The sequence below is a fragment of the Streptomyces sp. NBC_00448 genome, assembly GCF_036014115.1.
Lineage (GTDB): Bacteria > Actinomycetota > Actinomycetes > Streptomycetales > Streptomycetaceae > Actinacidiphila.
On record NZ_CP107913.1, the window covers coordinates 8,214,322 to 8,236,428 of the forward strand.

13 protein-coding genes and 1 pseudogene are annotated in these 22,107 nt (G+C 68.2%); 13 read left to right on the top strand and 1 reads right to left on the bottom strand.

Annotation, left to right across the window (positions count from 1 at the left end; all coding sequences use genetic code 11):
* Positions 1–92: 92 nt before the first annotated feature.
* Together OG370_RS35450 and OG370_RS35455 are read left to right on the top strand one after the other, a co-directional pair.
* The gene (locus tag OG370_RS35450) at positions 93–3,695 is read left to right on the top strand and encodes a glycoside hydrolase family 3 C-terminal domain-containing protein (RefSeq protein WP_328471588.1); all 3,603 of its coding nucleotides are present in this window, start codon (positions 93–95) and stop codon (positions 3,693–3,695) included.
* A gap of 611 nt (positions 3,696–4,306) precedes the next feature.
* Positions 4,307–6,043 carry an RICIN domain-containing protein gene (locus OG370_RS35455; protein ID WP_328471590.1) on the top strand — a complete coding sequence of 579 codons (1,737 nt, stop codon included), beginning with the start codon at positions 4,307–4,309 and terminating at the stop codon, positions 6,041–6,043.
* Between the two features lie 158 nt (positions 6,044–6,201).
* On the opposite strand, the gene OG370_RS35460 is transcribed toward OG370_RS35455, so the two are convergent.
* On the bottom strand, positions 6,202–7,221 hold the full coding sequence (locus OG370_RS35460) for a LacI family DNA-binding transcriptional regulator (protein ID WP_328471592.1): 1,020 nt from the start codon (positions 7,219–7,221) through the stop codon (positions 6,202–6,204).
* Between the two features lie 268 nt (positions 7,222–7,489).
* Between OG370_RS35460 and OG370_RS35465 the strand changes: the two genes are divergently transcribed.
* From OG370_RS35465 to OG370_RS35515, 11 genes and pseudogenes are all read left to right on the top strand, one after another.
* A complete protein-coding gene (locus tag OG370_RS35465) occupies positions 7,490–9,460 on the top strand; it encodes a glycoside hydrolase family 127 protein (RefSeq protein WP_328471594.1) in 1,971 nt (656 codons plus the stop codon).
* A gap of 67 nt (positions 9,461–9,527) precedes the next feature.
* Entirely contained in the window at positions 9,528–10,769 is a 1,242-nt protein-coding gene (locus tag OG370_RS35470; protein ID WP_328471596.1) for a sugar ABC transporter substrate-binding protein, read from the top strand.
* A gap of 224 nt (positions 10,770–10,993) precedes the next feature.
* Entirely contained in the window at positions 10,994–11,974 is a 981-nt protein-coding gene (locus tag OG370_RS35475) for a carbohydrate ABC transporter permease (protein WP_328471598.1), read from the top strand.
* Entirely contained in the window at positions 11,971–12,819 is an 849-nt protein-coding gene (locus OG370_RS35480) for a carbohydrate ABC transporter permease (RefSeq protein ID WP_328471600.1), read from the top strand. The genes OG370_RS35475 and OG370_RS35480 overlap by 4 nt, the downstream gene beginning before the upstream one ends.
* Before the next feature lie 190 nt (positions 12,820–13,009).
* The gene (locus OG370_RS35485) at positions 13,010–14,071 is read left to right on the top strand and encodes a LacI family DNA-binding transcriptional regulator (protein ID WP_328471602.1); all 1,062 of its coding nucleotides are present in this window, start codon (positions 13,010–13,012) and stop codon (positions 14,069–14,071) included.
* A 69-nt stretch (positions 14,072–14,140) separates the two neighbouring features.
* Entirely contained in the window at positions 14,141–15,793 is a 1,653-nt protein-coding gene (gene araB, locus OG370_RS35490; RefSeq protein ID WP_328471604.1) for a ribulokinase, read from the top strand.
* An 83-nt stretch (positions 15,794–15,876) separates the two neighbouring features.
* Positions 15,877–16,590, top strand: coding sequence for an L-ribulose-5-phosphate 4-epimerase (locus OG370_RS35495; protein ID WP_328471606.1), 714 nt, complete (start codon positions 15,877–15,879; stop codon positions 16,588–16,590).
* Entirely contained in the window at positions 16,587–18,092 is a 1,506-nt protein-coding gene (araA, locus tag OG370_RS35500; protein ID WP_328471608.1) for an L-arabinose isomerase, read from the top strand. Before OG370_RS35495 ends, araA begins: the two co-directional genes overlap by 4 nt.
* Positions 18,093–18,344: 252 nt before the next feature.
* A pseudogene (locus tag OG370_RS35505) lies at positions 18,345–18,544 on the top strand (IS5-like element IS4811 family transposase); the annotation flags it as partial.
* An 805-nt stretch (positions 18,545–19,349) separates the two neighbouring features.
* Positions 19,350–20,504, top strand: a complete 1,155-nt coding sequence (locus OG370_RS35510) for a substrate-binding domain-containing protein (protein WP_328471610.1) — start codon at positions 19,350–19,352, stop codon at positions 20,502–20,504.
* The gene (locus tag OG370_RS35515; RefSeq protein WP_328471612.1) at positions 20,504–22,093 is read left to right on the top strand and encodes a sugar ABC transporter ATP-binding protein; all 1,590 of its coding nucleotides are present in this window, start codon (positions 20,504–20,506) and stop codon (positions 22,091–22,093) included. Before OG370_RS35510 ends, OG370_RS35515 begins: the two co-directional genes overlap by 1 nt.
* Positions 22,094–22,107 lie beyond the last annotated feature (14 nt).

Below are 22,107 nucleotides of genomic sequence, written 5' to 3' on the forward strand. Positions count from 1 at the left end.
TCCACGCGTGATCGCAGGGATGCCGGACTCTTCATTCCTCTAGGCAAGGAGGCGCAATGCGCTGGTTCAGCGCACCGCTACGCAACGCTGTCATGGCAACCGTGTGTTCGGTCGGACTGGTTGCCACCATCACGGCAACCGCTCAGGCAACTCCCGTTCAGAGCAGCGCGCAACTGCCGATCTATCTCAACACCACGTACACGTTCCAGGAGCGGGCAGCGGATCTGGTGTCCCGGATGACTCTGGACGAGAAGGCCGCGCAGCTCAAGACGAACAGCGCACCGGCGATTCCCCGGCTGGGAGTGCAGCAGTACACCTACTGGAGTGAGGGGCAGCACGGCGTCAACGCCCTGTTCGCCGACACCAATCCAGGCTCCGTCACCGGTGGCGTACACGCCACGAGCTTCCCCACGAACTTCGCTGCTTCGATGACGTGGGACAAGAGCCTGATGTATCAGGAGACCACCGCGATCTCGGACGAGGCTCGGGGTTTTCTCGACAAGTCGCTGTGGGGCAAGGGACAGAACAACCTCGGCCCCTCACCTGACGACTACGGTGACCTGACGTACTGGGCGCCCACGGTCAACATGGACCGCGATCCCAGATGGGGCCGTACCGATGAGGCGTTCGGCGAGGACCCCTATCTGGTGGCGCAGATGGCCGGGCAGTTCGTCGACGGTTTCCAGGGCGAAACCCCTCAGGGCAAGCCGACGACCAAGTACCTCAAGGTCGCGGCCACAGCGAAGCACTATGCGCTCAACGAGGTCGAGAACAATCGGACCGGCATCAGCTCCAACGTCGATGACGACGACCTGTACGACTACTACACGGCCCAGTTCAAGAGCCTGATCGAGAAGTCCCACGTCGCCGGGCTGATGACCTCGTACAACGCGATCAACGGCACCCCCTCCGTCGCCGACACGTACACCACCAACCAGATCGCCCAGCGCACCTACGGGTTCGACGGCTACATCACCTCGGACTGCGGTGCTGTCGGCACCACCTACCAGACCTTCCCCGGCGGTCACGACTGGGCCCCGCCCGGATGGACCACCGACGGCAAGGGCGGCAACGCGACATGGACCAACACCGCCACCGGTCAGCAGGTCTCCGGAGCCGCGGGTGGCCAGGCATACGCGCTGCGCGCCGGCACCGACGCCAACTGCACCGGTACCGAGGCGACCGCGCTGAACATCCGCGCTGCCATCTCGGCCGGAGTGCTCAGTGAAGGTGTGGTCGACAACGCGCTGGTGCACCTGTTCACCATCCGAATGGAGACCGGCGAGTTCGACCCCACGGACCAGGTGCCGTACACCAAGATCGGGAAGGACACCATCCAGTCGCCGGCCCACCAGGCGCTCGCGCAGAAGGTGGCCGACAACGCCTTGGTGCTGCTCCAGAACAACACGGTGGCTGACACCGGTCGACCGCTGCTGCCGGCAGACCCGGCCAAGGTCGGCAAGGTGGTCATCGTCGGCGACCAGGCCGGGAAGGTCAGCCTCGGCGGATACTCGGGCGACCCCGCGCTGCGAGTGGACGCGGTCCAGGGGATCACCAGCGAGGTGAAGGCTGCCAATCCTGCCGCCGACGTGGTCTACGACGCGGCCGGCACTTCCACCACCGCCACCGCGGATGCGGCCCTCAGCGCGAAGACGCAGGCCGACATCAAGAACGCCGACCTGGTCGTCATCGCCGTCGGCACCGACGACGCCACCGCGGGGGAGGGCCACGACCGCACCGGCCTGGCGATGCCCGGCAACTACGACAGTCTGATCAACCAGGTCTCCGCGCTGGGCAACCCGAGGACGGTCCTCGACATCCAGTCCGACGGACCGGTCAGCATCGACAAGACCCGCAGCGAGGTCTCGGCGATCGTCTTCGCCGGCTACAACGGGGAAAGCCAGGGCACAGCGCTGGCGGACGTCCTCTTCGGCAAGCAGAACCCCAGCGGCCACCTGAATTTCACCTGGTACAAGGACGACTCGCAGCTGCCGGACATCTCGAACTACAACCTCAGTCCGAGTGGCACCGATGGGCTGGGCCGCACCTACCAGTACTTCACCGGCACTCCGACTTACCCCTTCGGGTACGGACTGAGCTACAGCAGCTTCCGGTACTCCCACCTGACCGTCGACCGGAAGTCGGTCTCCGCGGACGGCACCGTGCAGGTCGGTTTCGACGTCAGAAACACCGGGGCCACAGCAGGGGCGACGGTTGCCCAGCTGTACGTCGCCACACCGCAGGTAGCGGGTGGCGAAGTGCCCCAGCAGCAGCTTGAGGGCTTCCAGAAGACCAAGGTCCTCTCTCCTGGGGCCACTCAGCACATCAAGCTGAAGGTGGCCGTGCCCGACCTGGCCTTCTGGGACGGCGCGGCGGCCAAGCAGGTCGTCCACGACGGTACTTACCGATTCCAGGTCGGCCCCGACTCCGCCAGTCCGGCGGGGGCGGCATCCGTCGAGGTGCATGGTGCGCTGTCCGCGCACGTCCAGTACGTGACGGTGCAGCCGGAAAGCGTCGAGTACAGCGCCGGCGACACCATCGACCTCACCGGCAAGAACCAGTGGATCAAGGACGACACCGACACCACCCAGGAGCCGGGCCGGAACCTCTCGGTCAAGGCCGACAACGTCGTCGAAGCGGTCAACAACGACGGCTCGTTCGTGGACCTGAAGCACGCGAAGGTCCAGTACCGCAGTAGCGACACCTCGGTGGCGAGGGTGAACGCCAAGGGCCTGGTCACCGCTGTCGGCAACGGTGTGGCCACCATCAGCGCGACGGTGGACGGGGTGACCGGCTCCGCAGTCGTCTCCGTGCATCACCCGCTCACGCTTGACAGCAAGGCTGTGACGGTCCCGGGCGAGTCCCAGACCGTCACCGCCACGTACACGAACAACGGACCCACGGCACTTCCGAGCACCTCCGTCGACCTCACGGTGCCCAGCGGGTGGACGGCGAAAGCCACCTCTGCTTCGACGTTCAAGAGCATCGCAGCGGGCGAGTCGGTCAAGGTGACGTGGTCGGTCACCTCTCCAGCGAACGCCGGCCAGGGCAGCTTCGAACTGTCCGCCCGTGCGACCTACCGGGGGGCCAAGAGCGATGACGTGGCCGTAGCCCCTACGTCGCTGCCGTACGACAGCGTGCCCTCCGCGTTCGGGAACGTCGCGATCAGCGACGACAGCAACCCCGGCGGTGCCGACCTCGACGGCGGCGGCCGCAGCCTGTCCCAACAGGCACTGGCAGCCGCGGGGATCAACTCGGGTGGCCGTGTCACGCATGACGGGCTGACGTTCACCTGGCCCACCACGGGCAAGGGCGGCACCGACAACGTCGTGGCCGGCGGTCAGAGTATCCGCCTGGGCGCGTCGGGCACCACGCTCGGCTTCCTCGGGACGGCGAACAACGGCACCGCGTCGGGAACAGGCACCATCACCTACACCGACGGAACCAGCCAGACCTTCTCACTTGCCTTCTCGGACTGGTGGGACAACGCTCCGGCAGCCGGTAGCGACACCCTTGCCAAACTGCCCTACCTCAACCAGAACGGAAGCAAGGTCAACCAGCCCGTCAGCGTCTACGGCGCCACCGTGCCTCTCCAGGCGGGCAAGACGGTCGACTACGTGACGCTGCCGAACATCAGCCAAGGCACCGCCAACAACCAGACCGCGATGCATATCTTCTCCATCGCCGTCGGCTGACGGTGCCTGCCGACACTGTCTGCGGCGTCGGCAGGCCCACTTGACCGCCCACGTGCGACCCCCGGCAGCCGGCCGGGGGTCGCACGTGGGCGGCACCGGCACACTCTCCGCCGAAAGGACTCTCGCGGACGCCACCGGCGCCGCCCGGACTTCGGGGTTCGTTGATGCCGCCGAAGGATGCGGGGCGGCCGGTCGTGCCCGAAATGACGTGCCGTCAGAGCAGCGTCGGCCCCGAGGTGCCACACCCTTCCCAGGCGGGTGCGCCGGCGCAGCTCTCGGACCGTGCCCGGCGAGGTCGGACCGCGGCCGGCCTGCGGTCCTCGTCCTTATCTACGACACGTGAGGCGGCGAGCTTACGGCGTTCGCGCCCTGCCCGGCGCCGACGTTGCCTCCGATGCGGGTGCGGCAGGTACGAATTTTGAGCAAGGGGTTGACCGTGGTGCTCAGGACTCCTACCTTCCACGCTGAGAAACCCATTGCTCTTTTGCGCAGACGCCATTGCGGCACAGGTGATCATCCAGACCCGCGGGACGGGCGGCCTGGACATCCGCTGCCGCACCGGTCGCTCCAGCCTCAGTGGTTCGGACACACATCAGAAGGGTCTTTCTTCCATGCGTGGAATCGCGCATCTCCAGCCCGGCCGGCCATTGCGCCGCGCCGTCGGCCTGGGAGCCGCAGTGCTCACCGCGGCCATGGCCGCGTTCACCGGTACGCCCGCTCAGGCGGCACCGAGCCCGTCCACCACCCTGGTGGTCAACGCCAACCAGGTCCTGCGACCGGTCACGCACGTCGCGACCGGTTCGCTCTACGGCCTCGCCAACGCGAGCACTCCGGCCGACAACCTGGTGCAGGCGATCAAGCCGAACACCTTCGTGCAGAAGCCGCAAGGAGGCCACCAGCAGGGAACCGGCGACATCCTCACCGTGGCGCCGGAGGCCGCCCGGGCCGGCGCCAAGGTCGTCAACCGGCTGTCGGACTACTACGCCGGCTGGCCGTACCAGTTCAGCTGGAGCAACTGGCTGAGCGTGGTCGACGACCAGATCGCGCAAACCAAGGCCGCCGGGATCACCAACCTGGCCGCGTACGCGCCGTGGAACGAGCCCGATGGCACCTGGCAGTCCTCCAACGGCACCTTCGAGGACTTCTGGACGCGGACCTATCGTGAGATCCGCTCCAAGGACGCCACGACGCCGATCCAAGGTCCGAGCTTCTCCGACAACATCAGCGACATGCAGAACTTCCTGCAGAATGCGGTGGCGACCAACACCGTTCCGGACATCATCGCCTGGCACGAGCTGACGAGGGCCTCGAAGATCGCCGGCGACATCACCACGGTCACCAACATCGAGAAGAACCTGGGCATCACCCCCCGCCCCATGGCGATCGAGGAGTACGCGGCCCCCTCTGAGGTCGGCATCCCCGGTGCGCTGGTCAGTTACATCGCGAAGTTCGAGCGCCTGGGAGTGCACGACGCCGAGTTGGCCTTCTGGAACCAGTCCGGTGCCCTCGGTGACCTGCTCACCGGCCAGGGGGGAAGTCCCAACGGTGCCTACTGGCTGTACAAGTGGTATGCCGACATGAGCGGTTCGATGCTCACGACCACCGCCCCCGCGCAGACCGGCATCGACGGAGCCGCGTCCCGCGACAGCGCCGGCAACGAGATCGACGTCGTCTTCGGCGGGGGCTCCGGCGACTCCGCCGTGACCGTGAACGGACTCAACGCGCTTGCCGCCTTCGGATCCACCGTTCACGTCAAGGTCGAGTACACCCCCTCCCGCGGCCGCACGACGGCCGTCTCGGGACCGATCACCCTCTCCGAGTCCGACTACGCGGTGAGCAACGGCTCCATCACCGTCCCGGTGACCACGAACACCACCGACGGCTACCACCTCGTGATCACACCGTCGAGCGGCAGTTCCGCTCTCGACGGCGACTACCAGATCGCGAACAAGAACAGCGCACTGGTCCTCGACACCAAGAACGAGGCGACCACCCAGGGCACGTTGGTGGACCAGGCCGCCGTGAACAACTCGGCCACCCAGACGTGGACGCTGGTGTCAGCCGGCTCCGGCCTCTACAAGATCCGCAACCAGGCCAGCGGTCTACTCCTCGGAATCACCAACGCCGGTACCTCGGACGGCGGCACCGCTCTCATCTGGGGCGACAACGGCACAGCCGACCACCTGTGGCGTCTCACAGCCGACGGTACCGGGTTCTACAAGATCGTGAACAGCAACAGCGATCTGGTGCTGGGCGTGCAGAACATGAGCACCAGCAGCGGCGCCCAAGTCCTGCAGTGGGACGACAACGGCACCGCCGACCACCTGTGGAAACTGACCCGCCGGTAAGTCCACTTCCCTCCCGGAGCCGGCTGCCGCGCCCTGACCACCGTGGGCACGGCAGGCGGCACCGGCACCCTCTGACACCCCCCTGTGCGGAACGGCATCGAGTGAGGAGCACGCCGGTCGACATCCCTCGGTCACAGTGGTCGGCGTGCGCAGCGAGGTCAGGCGGAGTCGCGGATGACCAGCCGGCACGGCACGGTCTGCACACCGCCCGCCTGCCGGCCGTCGATGGCGTCCAGGAGCCTCAGAGCGGCGAGGCGCCCGATCTCGTTGAGGTTCATGTCGATCGTCGTCAGCGGGGGGCGGGACGCCAGCGCCATGATGTCCCAGTTGTCGTAGCCGACGACAGCGATGTCGTCCGGCACGCGGCGGCCCTCCTCGCGCAGCGTGTCGGCGACGCCGCGGGCGATCTGGTCGTTCCCGCAGAAGAAGGCGTCGGTGTCCGGCGCCGCCCGCAGGACCGTCCGGGCAGTCCGCCGCCCCCACGCCTCGCTCCAGTCGCCGAAGTACACATGGCCGCCGGACAGTTCCAGGCCCGCCGCTTCGAGCAGGCCCTGAGTCAGCCGCGCCCGGTACTGGGCGGCCGCGTGGTGGCGGGGACCGGTGACGTGGGCGATGCGCCGGCGCCCGGAGGTGATCAGATGCTCCGCCGCCAGCCGGGCGCCGCCCTCGTCGTCGGAAGCCACCGACATGTCCGCGGGATTCCGAGAGGGGGCCAGGGCGTAGACGGTGGGGATGTCCTGCAGTCCCTGGAGCGGCTCTCGGGGGTCGGTGCGGCGACCGGTGACGATGATGCCGTCCACACGACGCGCGAGCAGGGTCTGCACGTAGTGCCGTTCGCGGATGGCGTCGCCCCGGGTGTCGCACAGCAGCACGGAGATCTTCCCAGCGCCGAGGGCGTCCTCGGCCCCCAGCAGCACCGGGGTGCTGAAGCGGCCGATGCCGTCGGTCGTGATCAGGCCGACCGTCCAGGTGCGTCCCGCCAGCAGCGCGCGGGCCTGCTCGTTCGGCTGGAAGCCCAGGCGCCGTGCCGCCTCGAGCACCCGCTCGCGTGTCTCCGGCCGCATGCGGCCGTTGCCGCTCAGTGCCTTGGACGCCGTTCCCACGCTCACGCCCGACAGAGCAGCCACCTCGGTCAGCGTCACCCGCCCCGGTGATGGGCGCCGGTCAGTCTCCGTCACGGACAATCCTTTGCTCATCTACATGTCTGAACTCATCCTGCCAGGATGTTGCGTGTAGCCCAAACATTGCCGGGACTGATTTCGAGGGCTGCAGAAGGCTTGACGCACCTGGACGAGCGACCCAAAATTGCGGGAGAAAAGCGTTGCTCAAATGTTTCGCATCCAGGGCGTTGGCCGATGACCCGCGCTGCCATGTACCCGCGCCCTCCTGTGGCGCCACAGTGGTGGCGGTCCGCCTCACGCTGACCGTACGTTCCAGGGGAGATCCATGTCCCACAGCAACCCGACCCTTCCGGCTCCGGCCGGTCCTGTCCGGCCGGGTCCCACGGCCCGAACCGCCCTGCGCCCTGCCGTCGCGGCGCGGATCCTGGGGGGATTCTGGCACCGGCGCCGCGAGGTCAACGCGCACATCTGCATTCCCCAGGGACCGCTGCTGCTGGAGTCGGCCGGCAACCTGCGCAACCTTCGCCTGGCCGCCGCGGGAACCACCGGGGGCGCGGACCCTGCCGACTTCCGTGGCGACTACCCCTTCATGGACTCCGACGTCTACAAGTGGTTGGAGGCGGCGGCCTGGCAACTTGGTGGCTCCGGGGCCCGAGCGGACGACGGCCTGGCCGAAGAAGTGGACCGGATGATCGCCCTGGTGGCGGCCGCCCAGGAGCCGGACGGTTATCTGAACACCTGGTTCCAGGTCACCAAAGGCGGCAGGCGTTACGGGGACCTGCGGTGGGGTCACGAGCTGTACTGCGCGGGCCATCTGATCCAGGCGGCAGTCGCTCATCACCGCAGCACCGGAGGCAAGGATCTGCTGGCGGTAGCGGTCCGTTTCGCCGATCACCTGGACGCGGTCTTCGGCCCGGACAAGCAGATCGACGGCTTCGACGGCCACCCCGAGGTCGAGACGGCGCTCGTCGAGCTCTACCGCGAGACCGGCGAACGACGCTACCTGGACCTGGCCGGCTACTTCGTCGACCGGCGCGGTCACGGCCTGCTCGGCGGAGAGGCCTACTGCCAGGATCGTGTCCCCGTGCGGCAGCAGGCGAATGTCGAGGGCCACGTGGTGCGCCAGCTCTACCTTCTGGCGGCAGCCGCGGACCTGGCTGCCGAGACCGGTGAGGCCGAACTGCTGGCGGCGTGCGAGCGCCTGTGGACGGTGATGGTGGCCACCAAGACCCACATCACCGGTGGCCTGGGAGCCCACCACGACGAAGAGGATTTCGGAGATCCGTTCGAGTTGCCGAACGAGCGGGCGTACTGCGAGACCTGCGCGGCTGTCGCCTCCATCCACTTCAGCTGGCGGATGGCCCTGCTCACCGGGGACGCCCGCTACAGCGACCTGATCGAACGCACCCTGTTCAACGGATTCCTCGCCGGGGTCTCGCTGGACGGCGAGCGATGGCTGTATGTCAATCCGCTCCAGGTCCGCGACGGTCACAACGACATCGGCGGCGACCAGTCAGCCCGCCGTACCCGCTGGTTCCGCTGCGCGTGCTGCCCGCCGAACGTCATGCGGCTGTTGAGCAGCCTGGAGCACTACATCGTCTCCACCGACGACGCGGGACTGCAGGTACACCAGTACGCCACTGGGCGCTACACCGGGGACCTCGACGGCGATGCTCTTGTTGTTAGCGTTCACACTGACTATCCGTGGTCCGGGACGGTTCGACTGACCGTGGAGGACTGCCCGGCCGGCCGGCCGTGGACCCTGTCGCTGCGCGTCCCGCAGTGGAGCACCGACCACAAGCTCACCGTGGCCGGCCAGCAGTCCGAGGCAACCGTCACGCACGCCGGCTGGCTGTGCCTGGAGCGCACGTGGTCGCCGGGCGACTCGGTGACCCTCGACCTCGCCATGGCGCCCGTACCGGTGGCGGCCGATCCCCGTGTCGATGCCGTACGCGGCTGTGTCGCCATCGAGCGCGGCCCGCTCGTGTACTGCCTTGAAGGCATCGACCATCCCGGCGGCGGACTGGATGACATCGGCATCGACCTCAGCGAACCGCTCACCGACGAGCACCACCCCGATCTTCTCGACGGCGTCGTCACGGTGACCGCCGCCGGGTACCGGCACGCGTTCCCGAACAACGGATGGTGGCCCTATCGCGCCGCCACCGGCACCGTTCCCGGGACTGCCCGGCCCACAAAGCCCAGGGACAGTCCGCCGACCTTGACCGCTGTTCCTTATTACGCCTGGGCCAACCGGCAGGACGGGGCCATGCGGGTGTGGATTCCCACCCGTTAGGCAACAGCTCCCACGGACGTTCGTCCGCACCTCGCGAAACCCCACCACGCACCGACCAAGGATCGTCATGAGACACACGCGCATCGCCATCGCTGCCGTTGCGGCCTGCACCATGCTCACGGCCGTTTCCGCCTGCGGCGGTTCGGGCGGAGGCTCCTCCTCCGCGGCCTCGGGCACGTACACGTTCTGGGACCCCTACCCGCAGTTCGACGGTTCCTCCGCCTGGGGCAAGCTGGTGGCCTCCTGCGGCACCAAGGCCGGCGTCACCGTCAAGCGCACCGCCTACGACACCACCGATCTGGGCAACAAGGCGCTGCTCGCAGCCCAGCAGGGCAACGCGCCGGACGTCATGCTGGTCGACAACCCTGTGGTCTCCACCCTCGTGCAGGCCGGGATCCTCAACAAGATGAGCGATGTCGGCATCTCCACCGCGTCGATCCAGGCCAACATCATCGGTGCCGGTGTCCTGGACGGCTCGCCGTACGGCGTCCCGATCGGGGCCAACACCCTGGCCCTGTACTACAACAAGAACGTCCTGGCCGCGGCCCACGTCGACCCCGCCTCGGTCACGGATTGGGCGTCGCTCACCGCGGCGCTGAAGAAGGTCAGGTCGGTCGGGAAGAAGGGCGTCACCTTCTCGGCGATCGGCACCGAGGAGGGCAGTTTTCAGTTCCTGCCCTGGTTCTGGGGTGCCAAGGGCGACCTGACCCACCTGGACAACGCCGACGGCCAAGCCGCGCTCTCCTTGTGGAAGGACTGGGTCTCCGAGGGCCTGGCGCCGAACGACGTGCTGAACAACACCCAGACCACCAGCTGGCAGGAGTTCGCCACCGGCAAGTACGCCTTCGGCGAGAACGGCACCTGGCAGCTCGGCAACGCCAAGAAGGCCGGCTTCCCCTACGGCGTCATCTCCATCCCGGCCAGGGACGGGGGAGCGGCGCCGGCCCCGACCGGCGGTGAGTTCGTGACGGTTCCGGTCCAGAAGGACAGCGGCCGCTACAAGGTCTCATCCCAGATCGTCACCTGCCTGACCGATGACGCCAATCTGCTTGCCACCGACACGACCTTGTCGTATGTCGCGCCCACGGCCACGGTGCAGAAGCAGCAGGCCGCCCAGAGCCCGGAACTGAAGCCGTGGGTCGAAGCAGTGGCCGCCGCCCGCGGTCGCACCAGCGGCGGTCTCGGAACCCGTTACCCCGTCATCTCGGAGCAGTTGTGGACGGCTGTGCAGGCCGCGCTGTCCGGCAGCAAGAGCACCGAGGCGGCGCTGAAGGCAGCGCAGACCACAGCGGCCAACCACCAGGGCTGACCGAGTCCGCACCCTCCACCTGGAGTTGTCACCGGTGCCGGACCGAACTCCTGGCATCCGGCGACCGCGACCCCGTCGTGCCGCCGACCGTCCCGGCGGCACGACGGACCCGGCCGCCGCACCCAGGCGCCCGGAATCCGCGCCCCGGAATCCGCGACGCAGCCGGTCCCTCCGAGAGTGCACCCGGCGCCGACCCACCGCAGCTGACAGAACCAGGAGCATGAATGACCACCGCCCACGCCGACGGCCGTCCGCCGACCGCACCCGAGGTGATCCGTGAGGACATCCGCCCCACGCGGGGTACCGCAGGCCGCGGCCGACGCGGGCGTCTTTCGTCCCAGCTGGTCGCCTGGGGGTTCCTGGCCCCGGTGGGGATCTACCTCGGGCTCTTCTACGCCTATCCGCTCTACCGCAATGTTGACCTGTCGGTACGGCACTACACCGTGCGCTCCTTCGTGCAGGGCGGAGCGCCATTTTCCGGCTGGGACAACTTCCACCAGGTCATCCACGATGCCACGTTCTCCACCGCCCTGCGCAACACGATGGTCTTCACCTTGGTGTCCATCCTGTTCCAGTACGGGCTCGGGCTGGTCCTGGCCGTGTTCTTCAACCGCCGCTTCCGGCTGGCCCCGACCCTGCGGGCGCTGTTCCTGATCCCTTGGCTGCTGCCGCTGATCGTTTCGTCCTCGACCTGGTCGTGGATGCTCAACAGCGAGTCCGGTGTCGTCAACTACGCGCTGGACTCCATCGGTGTGGGGAAGGTGGACTGGCTGACCTCGCCCTCGTGGGCGCTCACGTCGGTGATCATCGCCAACATCTGGATCGGAATCCCGTTCAATCTGGTCATCCTCTACAGCGGCCTGCAGAACATTCCGGCCGAGTTGTACGAGGCCGCGTCGCTGGACGGTGCGAGCGGCTGGCAGCAGTTCCGGTGGGTCACCTTTCCCCAGCTGCGAGCCGTATCGACGATCACCGTCCTGCTCGGCCTGATCTACACGCTCAAGGTCTTCGACCTGATCTGGATCATGACCAGAGGAGGTCCCGGCGATTCTTCCTCGACCCTGGCGACATGGTCCTACCGACTCAGCTTCGGCTCCCTGCTGCCGGAGTTCGGGCCCGGAGCCGCGGTCGGAAACCTCCTCATCGTCATCGCTCTGGCCTTCGGCCTGCTCTACATCCGAGTCCAAAGGAGGCAGTCGGCATGACCGCCACCGCTGCCCGTCCCCGGCGCATCGCCCCCGAGCGGTCCCGCCGCAACACCGTGATCGGAGTCGTGCTCACCGCGATCATGCTCTTCCCGGTCTACTGGATGATCAACGTATCCCTGACGCCGCAGCGGGACATGCGCAAGGATCCGCCCGATCTTCTGCCGCTGCACCCCACCTTCAGCGGCTACCGGGCCGTTCTGGACGACCAGCTGCCCTACCTGTGGGCGAGCCTGCTCATCGGACTGGGCACGGTGGCCCTCACCCTGGCCCTGTCCGCCCCCGCGGGCTATGCCCTGGCCAAGTTGCGTCCGCGCGGAGGCGGCCTGCTGGGCATGGTCCTGCTGATCGCCCAGATGATCCCGGGCATCGTCATGGCGATGGGCTTCTACGGCATCTTCCTCAACCTGGGCATCATGAACACCTGGTGGGGACTGGTCGTGGCCGACTCCACCATCGCCGTCCCGTTCGGCACGATGATCTTCAGCGCGTTCATGTCCGGAATCCCCGACGAACTCATCGCGGCGGCGAGAATCGATGGCGCGAGCACGTTTCGCACCTTCACCTCGGTAGTCCTGCCGGTCAGCCGCAACGCAACGGTGACTGTGTCCCTGTTCAGCTTCCTGTGGGCGTGGTCGGACTTCGTCTTCGCCAACACCCTCGACAGCGGTGGCGCCATGAAGCCGATCACCCTCGGCATCTACCGGTATATCGGCAACAACAACCAGGAGTGGAACGCGATCATGGCCACGGCGGTCGTCGCCTCCGCCCCCGCCGCCGTCCTGCTCGTTCTGGCCCAGCGCTATGTGGCGGCCGGAGTCACGGCGGGCGCCGTGAAGGACTGATCGCGCTGCCGTGCCCCTTGTCGGGTGGCGCGGCAGCGGTCCGCTGTTCTGCCGAGCCTGCCCGGGCGTCCGGCGCGGGGCCGGGACGCTGGACAGGTTCCCGAAACCTGCAGCCTTGCTCTCTTGTGCGCCGGCCTTGACGCGCACGCCTGTGAACGCTAACAATGAGGTCATCACGGATCGGAGAACCATGTCGCAGACCGCGGAGAGCACCGGGCCTCGCCGGGCCCCCACCATGGCGGACGTTGCCCAGCTCGCCGGGGTGTCGCACCAGACGGTGTCCCGGGTGCTCAGTAACCACCCCAACGTACGCGACACGACGCGAGCCGAGGTACAGCGGGCGATCGAGCAGCTGGGATACCGGCGCAACTCCTCCGCGCGGGCGCTGGTCACCCGCCGTACGCTCACCCTCGGTGTCGTGGCCTGCAATCCGACGCTGTTCGGGCCGGCGAGCATGCTGTTCGGGCTGGAAGAGGCGGCCCGCGACGAGGGCTACATGGTCTCGGCGGTGACGCTGCGCCGCTACACCGCAAGGGCGCTCGCCGATGCCATCGACCACCTCAGCGACTGGGGGGTGGAGGGGATCGTGGTGATGGTCCCGCACCGCGCCGCGGTCGCAGCGCTGGCCGAACTGCGCCTGCCCTTCCCGGTGGTGACGGTCGAGGGCGGGCACTCCCTGCCGGTACCCGGCGTGTCGGTGGACCAGGAACTGGGGGCCCGACTCGTGACGGGGCACCTGCTTGGTGCCGGGCACCGGACCGTGTGGCACGTGGCGGGGCCACCGGACTGGCTGGAGGCCGAGGCTCGGGTGGACGGCTGGCGCGGCGCGCTGGAGGAGGCCGGCGCCGAGGTGCCGCCACCGCTGGTGGGGGACTGGACGCCGCTGTCGGGCTACCGGGCCGGGCAGGAACTGGCCGGCCGGGTGTCGGCAAGCGCGGGGCGCCGCCGTCCCTCGGACGTCTCCGCGGTGTTCGTGGCCAACGACCAGATGGCGCTCGGCGTCATGCGGGCCTTCCGGGAGGCCGGTCTGAGCGTGCCGGGCCAGGTAGCCATCGGCGGGTTCGACGACATCCCGGAGGCCGAGTTCTTCACACCACCGCTGACCACGGTCCGGCAGGACTTCACCGCGGTCGGGCAGGCCAGCATACGTCTTCTGGTCGGCCGGCTGGAGTCCGGCGGAACACTGCCCAACGACGAGCGTGTGGTGATCGATCCGCGCCTGATCGTGCGCAGCAGCACCACCCCTACCTGACAAGCGCCCGCCGACGTACCAGGAGGTTCCGGTGACTGGCCGGGACCTCCGGCATATCTGGAGACAGCCATGATGACCGACACCCCCGCCGTCACCGTAGGGGTCGACTTCGGGACCCTGTCCGGCCGTGCCCTCGTGGTCGCCGTCGAGGACGGCCGGGAACTGGGCAGCGCGGTGCACGAGTACACCCACGGCGTGGTGGACCGGGCGCTTCCTGGCGGAATCGACCTGCCGCCGGACTGGGCACTGCAGATCCCGCAGGACTGGCGCGACGTGCTGCGCTTCGCCGTGCCGCGGGCGTTGGCGGCGGCAGGTGTGCGGTCCGCGCAGGTGATCGGCATCGCCATCGACTTCACCGCGTGCACCGTCCTGCCCACCACCTGGGACGGCACCCCCCTGAGCGAACTCGCCGCCTTCGCGACCCGGGCGCACGCCTACCCCAAGCTGTGGCGGCACCATGCCGCGCAGCCCGAGGCCGATCTGATCGTCGAGCGGGCCGAGGAGTCGGGGCAGAGTTGGCTGGGCCGCTACGGCGGGCGAATCTCCAGTGAGTGGCAGTACGCCAAGGCGCTGCAGGTGCTGCGTGAGGACCCGCAGGTGTACGCCGCCGCCGACCGCTGGATCGAGGCCGCCGACTGGATCGTGTGGCAACTGACCGGGGCGGAGAACCGCAACCTGTGCACCGCCGGGTACAAGGGCATCCACCAGGACGGCCACTACCCCGACACCGGCTATCTGGCCTCCCTCCACCCGGACTTCGCCGATTTCACCGGCAAGGTCGACCACCCGCTGTCCCCGCTCGGCGCCGCCGCCGGCAAGCTCACCGCCGTTGCCGCCGAACTGACCGGCCTGCGCGAGGGAACGGTGGTCGCGGTCGGCAATGTCGACGCGCATGTCACCAGCGCGGCCGCGCAGGCCCTGGACCCCGGCCACATGCTGGCGATCATGGGCACCTCTACCTGTCACATCATGAATTCCGACGTCCTGGCCGAGGTCCCCGGCATGTGCGGGGTGGTCCGTGACGGAGTCGTGCCGGGGCTGTGGGGTTACGAGGCCGGTCAGAGCGGCGTCGGTGACATCCTCGCCTGGGCTGTGCGCGCGGCCACCCCCTACGAGTACGCGGCCGAGGCGCGGCGGCTCGGCATCACCACGCACGAACTGCTCACCGACAAGGCAGCCGCGCAGCCGGTCGGAGGGCACGGGCTTCTGGCGCTGGACTGGCACAGCGGCAACCGCTCGGTCCTGGTCGACCACCACCTGTCCGGACTGTTGGTGGGCCTGACCCTGGACACCCGGCCGGAGGACATCTACCGGGCGCTGATCGAGGCCACCGCGTTCGGCACGCGCACCATCGTCGAGGCATTCACCTCTGCCGGGGTACCGGTCACCGATTTCACCGCGGCCGGCGGCCTGCTGAAGAACCGTTTCCTGATGCAGATCTACAGCGATGTGCTGAACCGGCCGGTCAACGTTCTCACCTCCGAGCAGGGACCGGCACTGGGCGCCGCGATCCACGCCGCGGTCGCCGCAGGTGCTTACCCGGACATCCACGCTGCCTCGGCGGCGATGGGCCGCCTGGAGCGCCGTACCTACACTCCGGACGCGGCCCGCGCCGTTGCGTACGACCGCCTTTACGCCGAATACCGCACGCTGCACGATCACTTCGGCCGCGGCGGCAACTCCGTCATGCACCGTCTGCGCGCTCTACGCGCGCAAAGGTGAACGTCCTCCATCACCACACCGGCTCGAACTGTTAGCGCTCACTACAGAGGGTTAGCGTTCACTCGTCATTGAGGTCGCCTCCCATGAGTCCCAACCCCACACCGCCGCGGACCGCCGCGGTTGCGTCGCTGCGGAACCAGGTCAGCGATCTGCATCAGGAACTGGTCCGCTACCAACTGGTGGTCTGGACGGCCGGAAACGTCTCCGGCCGGGTGCCCGGACACGACCTGTTCATCATCAAGCCCAGCGGTGTGGACTACGAGCGCCTCGGCCCGAGCAGCATGATCGTCTGCGACCTCGACGGCCGTGTGGTGGAAGGCGAGTTGTCGCCGTCCTCGGACACCGCCGCACACGCCTACGTCTACCGCCACCTGCCCGAGGTCGGTGGGGTCGTGCACACCCACTCCACGTACGCCACCTCCTGGGCGGCGCGCGGCGAGCCGGTCCCCTGCGTGCTGACCGCCATGGCCGACGAGTTCGGCGGGGAGATACCGGTCGGACCCTTCGCGCTCATCGGCGACGACTCCATCGGCCGCGGCATCGTGGACACGCTCAAGGGACACCGCTCGCCCGCAGTGCTGATGCGCAGCCACGGCGTCTTCACCATCGGCCGGGACGCCCGCGCGGCGGTGAAGGCGGCGGTGATGTGCGAGGACGTGGCCCGTACCGTGCATGTTTCACGGCAGCTCGGTGATCCACTGCCCATCGACCGGTCCGATATCGACCGCCTCTACCACCGCTACCAGAACGTCTACGGCCAGACCACGGCCACGACCGACACAGGAGTCAGCCGATGACAGCGTCAACTCGTCCCGAGGTGTGGTTCCTCACCGGGAGCCAGGGTCTGTACGGGGAGGAGACGCTGTCGCAGGTGGCCGAGCAGTCCCGCCGGATCCAGGAACAGCTGGACGCGGCACCCGGCAGGCCGGCGACGCTGGTGTGGAAGCCGGTGCTCACCGACTCCGCCGCCATCATGGCCACGGTGCTGGCCGCCAACGCCGATCCGTCCTGTATCGGCCTGATCGTGTGGATGCACACGTTCTCCCCGGCCAAGATGTGGATCGCCGGACTGGACCTGCTGCGCAAGCCACTGTTGCACCTGCACACCCAGGCCAACGTCGAACTGCCCTGGTCCACCATCGACATGGACTTCATGAACCTCAACCAGGCCGCCCATGGCGACCGCGAGTTCGGGTACATCCAGTCCCGGTTGCGGGTCGCCCGCAAGACCGTGTCCGGACACTCCTCGGACCCCGCAGTCGTGGCCCGTATTCACACCTGGATGCGTGCCGCGCTCGGCTACGGCGCGTTGCGTGCCCTGCGGCTGGCCCGGTTCGGCGACAACATGCGCGACGTGGCGGTCACCGAGGGGGACAAGGTCGAGGCCCAACTCCGGTTCGGGGTGTCGGTCAACACCTACGGTGTGAACGACCTCGTCGAGATCGTCAACGCCGCAGACGAGACGGCGGTCGGCGAACTCGTCACGGAGTACGGGCATGCTTACCGCCTCGCACCCGAACTCGTCGTCGGCGGTGAGCGGCACGAGTCCCTCCGCTACGCGGCCCGGATCGAACTGGGCCTGCGCGCCTTCCTGACCGAGGGCGGGTTCGGCGCCTTCACCACCAACTTCGAGGACCTGGGCGGATTGCGGCAACTGCCCGGCCTGGCGGTGCAGCGCCTGATGGCCGACGGATACGGGTTCGGCGGCGAGGGCGACTGGAAGACCTCCGCGCTGGTCCACACCCTCAAATCCATGAGCGCGGGCCTGCCCGGCGGCACGTCCTTCATGGAGGACTACACCTACCACCTCGTCCCCGGCAGCGAACTGATTCTGGGCGCCCACATGCTGGAGGTCTGCCCCTCGATCGCCGGGGGGCGTCCGTCGTGCGAGATCCACCCTCTGGGTATCGGGGGCCGCGAGGACCCGGTCCGCCTCGTCTTCGACGCCAGTCCGGGGCCGGCGATCGTCGTGGGCCTGGCCGACCTGGGCGACCGCTTCCGGCTGGTCGCCAACGAGATCGAGGTGGTTGCGCCGGTCGAGCCGCTGCCCGAACTCCCGGTCGCCCGGGCCGTGTGGAAGCCGGCGCCGAACCTGCGGACCTCCACCGAGGCGTGGCTGACCGCCGGTGGCCCGCACCACACCGTGCTGTCAAGCGCCGTGGGAAGCGAGGAACTCGCTGACCTGGCGGAAATGCTGGGCACCGAACTGCTGCTCATCGACGCCGACACCAACATCCGGCACTTCACCAAGGAGATCCGCTGGAATCAGGCGTACCACCGCCTGGCAGGCGGTCTCTGAAGAGCCCACCTGTTCCGGCGGAGGATGCGCCCGCCGGACGTTCCCGGTCCGTGGGAGACCTGAGCCGGGCCCCTGCCCAGCAACGCGATGCGGAGCGCAGGCCCACCGCTTCCTTGCTCCGACGGCGGTACGCTGCCCGACGGCCGCACGGGCCACCGATGGCATACGGCCACGGCCGGCGGAATGAGCGTCGACACCGTCGACACTCTGACGCTGGGCGCGAGCCTGCCCTCCGCTCGATGTCCCGGAGCGGCCGGGGAAGTCTTTTTCCGGCTGCGGCTGGTGCACCCCGAGATCACCATGGTCCGGGCCGACTCCGGCTATGCCGGAAGGCTCGTGAACTGAGCAAAGACGAACCCTGGGCTGACGTCGAAGACGGTCGACCGGCTGAAGGCCGCCGTCGGGTCTGTCATCCTCCCCGCCGCTGGGTCGTCGAACGCTCACCCGCCTGGACGGCGTCCACCGCGAAGACCGGGCACCCCACATGCTCACGCCCGTCCTCGACGGACTCCGCACGCACCGGTGAACGCCGCGCACGCGACATGGCCCGTCGGACGGACGATTCGCGATCCCATTCGTGCCGGTGACCGGCGCGCCATGAGGCCGGGAGATCGGTGGCGTCGTCGTCAATCCCGCCGTGGGGCCGGCCGTCGAAGTGTTAGCGGATGATGCAACCGACAGCTCTCGTTACAGCCCCTGCCAGCTGCTCTTGGTGAGCCGCCGCGGTGATGCCGCGGCGAACAGAGGGGGCCCGTCGACTCACGCGGCAAGGCCTCGCCCCATACCGAGGTTCGGACCGGCACCGAGGGCGCAGCGCCGCACCGCCGTCCACGGCCGGCGCGCGGGCCGGGTGACGGACCGTCGGGCACCCGCCCTGGTCACGCGCGTCATGAACGCACCGGCGTGGGTGCGTTCATGACGCAGATGACTTTTCTTCCGTGTAACACCTTGACGCGGGGTCAGTGAACGCTAACAATCTCTGCCAAGTAACCAAGCCGAGTGCGGGTTGAAGATGTCCGCTACGTGTCGTGAGGGGGAAGCTCTGACCGTCCAAGCGAGGGTCTTCGACTCTGCGACGGTGAGGTCGACTTGAGGTATCCCGGTTTCGGGAGGCCGTGGTAACCGAAAGATCCGGTGACCTTGTATGGATCTCGCGGTAGCTGCACTCGTGTGGGTGCGCCAGCCAATGGCCCAAGAAGTTGCGATTTGGTGTGAGCGCTAACAGAGGCTGTCAGTCCTCGGAACAGGATGTTGATCATGCGTGATGTGCGGTCTGGAAGCAGGAGAGCCCGCCTCGCCGCAGCTGCCGTGGCGGTGGCGCTGGTCGCCGGCGCCACCGCGTGCAGCAAGAGCGGGGCAGGCGGCGATTCGTCGTCGGGCAACGGGAACCCGTCGAAGACATCGGCCGGCACGGTGGCGATCAAGGGTGACATCACCTTCAACGACGCCAATCTCGCGAAGATCGACGCGGCGCTGAAGACCGCGCTGGCCGGCAAGGACCTGTCGAAGCTCGACCAGGCCATGGTGGTCAACGTCGCCGTCGACTACTGGAACGCGGGCAAGGTCGGGTTCAAGAAGGGCCTGTCGGATCTGGGTGTCAAGGGCACGTACCAGGCACCGGCCAACGGCCGCCTGGACCAGCAGCTGTCGATCATTCAGACGCTGCGCGGTCAGGGCATCACCGGGTTGAGCGTGTCGGCGATCGACCCGACCGCGATCAAGGCCCCGATCGCATCCGCCAACAAGGCCGGTATCCCTGTCCTGGCGATCGACTCGCCGTTGCCCAAGGAGGACGGCGCCTCGCTCTACCTCGGCACGCCGAACTACCAGGCGGGCCAGAAGGCGGGCATGGCGATGAAGCAGGCTCTCGGAAACAAGGGCCAGGTCGTGGTACTGGTCGGCTCGCTGACGACTTCCAACGCGGTGGAGCGCATCCAGGGCTTCGAGGACGCGCTGAAGGGCACTGACATCAAGGTGGTGCAGAAGCTCAGCGACGGCATGGACGCCTCCAAGGCGCTGACCAACGCGCAGACCGCAATCCAGACCAATCCCAACATCAACGGCCTCTACGGCGTCTACTCCTATGACGGCCCGTCGGCCGGCCAGGCGGTGCAGGCGGCGGGGAAGTCCGGCCGAGTGAAGATCATCTCTGATGACAGCGACCCGCAGACCCTGAAGTTCATCAAGTCCGGGACCATACAGGCGACTGTCGTCCAGCAGCCGTACCAGCAGGGCTACACCGGGGCCTACTTGCTGACCGCTTTCAAGGTGCTCGGTAAGGAGGCGACGCTGAAGATCGTCCAGCCCTACCTGGAGTCCGACGGAACCACGCTGTCCTCGGGCGTCGGCCTGGTGACCGGCGACAACCTGTCCGACTACCAGGCCAAGCTCAAGGATCTGGGAATCGGCTGATGGATCCATCCACCGACACCCGCCCTGGAGCCGCCGGTGCGGCTCCCGGAGGCCACGCCGTGTCGCTGCGGGATGTCAGCAAGTCCTACGGCTCGGTGAAGGTACTGGACATCCCCAGTCTGGATCTGGCGCGCGGGCAGATCGTGGCAGTGGTGGGGGAGAACGGTGCCGGCAAGTCCACCCTGATGGGCATACTGTCCGGCACGGTGGCCCCCACCACCGGGACCATAGACATCGCTGGTGAGCTCCTGCAGACCGGCCATCCGAACCACGCCCGTGAACTGGGCGTGGCACTGGTGGCGCAGGAGTTCCCCCTGGTCGGGCAGTTGAGCGTGGCGGAGAACCTGCTGCTGGGCCGCCGCCCCGCGACGGCCGGCACGAACATGCTCAGCCGCACGGTGTTCGACAAGGGCGGTATCAGGACAGAAGCGAGACAGCTGCTTGCCGAGGTCGGGGTGACGGGCATTGACGTCGACCGGCCCGTGGAGCGCTTCCCGGTGCCGGTGCGGCAGATGATCGAGATCGCCAAGGCGTGGGGCCACCGTCCGGTCGTTCTGATCCTGGACGAGCCGACGTCCTCGCTCGGGCCGGTCGAGGCCGAACGGGTCCTGGACCTGGCCCGTGAGCACGCCGCAGCCGGGGGCGCGGTGCTCTTCATCGGGCACCGGCTGGACGAGGTGCAGGCGGTCGCCGACCGGGTCGTCGTACTGCGCAGCGGCAAACTGGTGGCGGACCTGGCGCCCGGCGAGGCGACCGAGGAGCGGATGATCCGCGAGATGGTCGGCGCGGAGCTGGCCCGCGCCGACCTCGCGCCGCCCCCGTCGGTCGAGCGGGCCACGACGCTGTCGGTTCGCGGTCTGACCGCTGACGGCCTCGGCCCGCTCGACCTGGACGTGAAGGCGGGCGAAATCGTCGGGGTTGCCGGACTGATGGGCTCCGGGCGCAGCAGGCTGCTGCACACGATCATGGGAGCGCAGCCGCGTACCGGCGGCTCGGTCGCCTTCGACGGGCGGGACTTCCGTCCCCGGCACCCGGCGGACTCCGTCGAGGCGGGTATCGGGATGGTGCCCGAGGACCGCAAGGTCCAGTCGCTGCTGCCGGCGCACTCCGTACGTTGGAACGTCACCCTGACCACGCTACGGCGTATCAGCAGCCGTGGTGTGTTGCGGCCCAGGGCGGACAAGGAACATGCCGCCCGGATCGTCGAGGAGCTGGGGGTACGTCTGCACTCCCAGGAGCAACTGATCAGCGACCTGTCCGGCGGCAACCAGCAGAAGGCCGTGTTCGGCCGGTGGCTGGCGGCCGAGCCCAACCTGCTGCTGCTGGACGAGCCGACCCGCGGCGTCGATGTCGGCGCCAAGGCGGAGATCTACGGTCTCATCGACGCGGCGGCCGAGAAGGGTCTGGCGGTGCTGGTGGCCTCTTCCGAATTGGAGGAGCTGATGTGGATCTGCCATCGCATCGTGGTGATGGCTCACGGCCGGGTGGTGGCCGACATCTCCCGGGACCGGTTCAGCAAGGAAGCGATCATGACCGCGGCGGCCGGGACTCAGTCCGGGACGGACTCGCGGGGGAAGGCGAGCGCATGAAGACCAGCGACTCC

Excerpts from the sequence above, each read along its gene's own strand:
- OG370_RS35450 (WP_328471588.1), top strand. The coding sequence starts at position 93 with ATGGCAACCGTGTGTTCGGTCGGACTGGTTGCCACCATCACGGCAACC.
- OG370_RS35455 (WP_328471590.1), top strand. The coding sequence starts at position 4,307 with ATGCGTGGAATCGCGCATCTCCAGCCCGGCCGGCCATTGCGCCGCGCC.
- OG370_RS35465 (WP_328471594.1), top strand. The coding sequence starts at position 7,490 with ATGTCCCACAGCAACCCGACCCTTCCGGCTCCGGCCGGTCCTGTCCGG.
- OG370_RS35470 (WP_328471596.1), top strand. The coding sequence starts at position 9,528 with ATGAGACACACGCGCATCGCCATCGCTGCCGTTGCGGCCTGCACCATG.
- OG370_RS35475 (WP_328471598.1), top strand. The coding sequence starts at position 10,994 with ATGACCACCGCCCACGCCGACGGCCGTCCGCCGACCGCACCCGAGGTG.
- OG370_RS35480 (WP_328471600.1), top strand. The coding sequence starts at position 11,971 with ATGACCGCCACCGCTGCCCGTCCCCGGCGCATCGCCCCCGAGCGGTCC.
- OG370_RS35485 (WP_328471602.1), top strand. The coding sequence starts at position 13,010 with ATGTCGCAGACCGCGGAGAGCACCGGGCCTCGCCGGGCCCCCACCATG.
- araB (WP_328471604.1), top strand. The coding sequence starts at position 14,141 with ATGATGACCGACACCCCCGCCGTCACCGTAGGGGTCGACTTCGGGACC.
- OG370_RS35495 (WP_328471606.1), top strand. The coding sequence starts at position 15,877 with ATGAGTCCCAACCCCACACCGCCGCGGACCGCCGCGGTTGCGTCGCTG.
- araA (WP_328471608.1), top strand. The coding sequence starts at position 16,587 with ATGACAGCGTCAACTCGTCCCGAGGTGTGGTTCCTCACCGGGAGCCAG.
- OG370_RS35510 (WP_328471610.1), top strand. The coding sequence starts at position 19,350 with ATGCGTGATGTGCGGTCTGGAAGCAGGAGAGCCCGCCTCGCCGCAGCT.
- OG370_RS35515 (WP_328471612.1), top strand. The coding sequence starts at position 20,504 with ATGGATCCATCCACCGACACCCGCCCTGGAGCCGCCGGTGCGGCTCCC.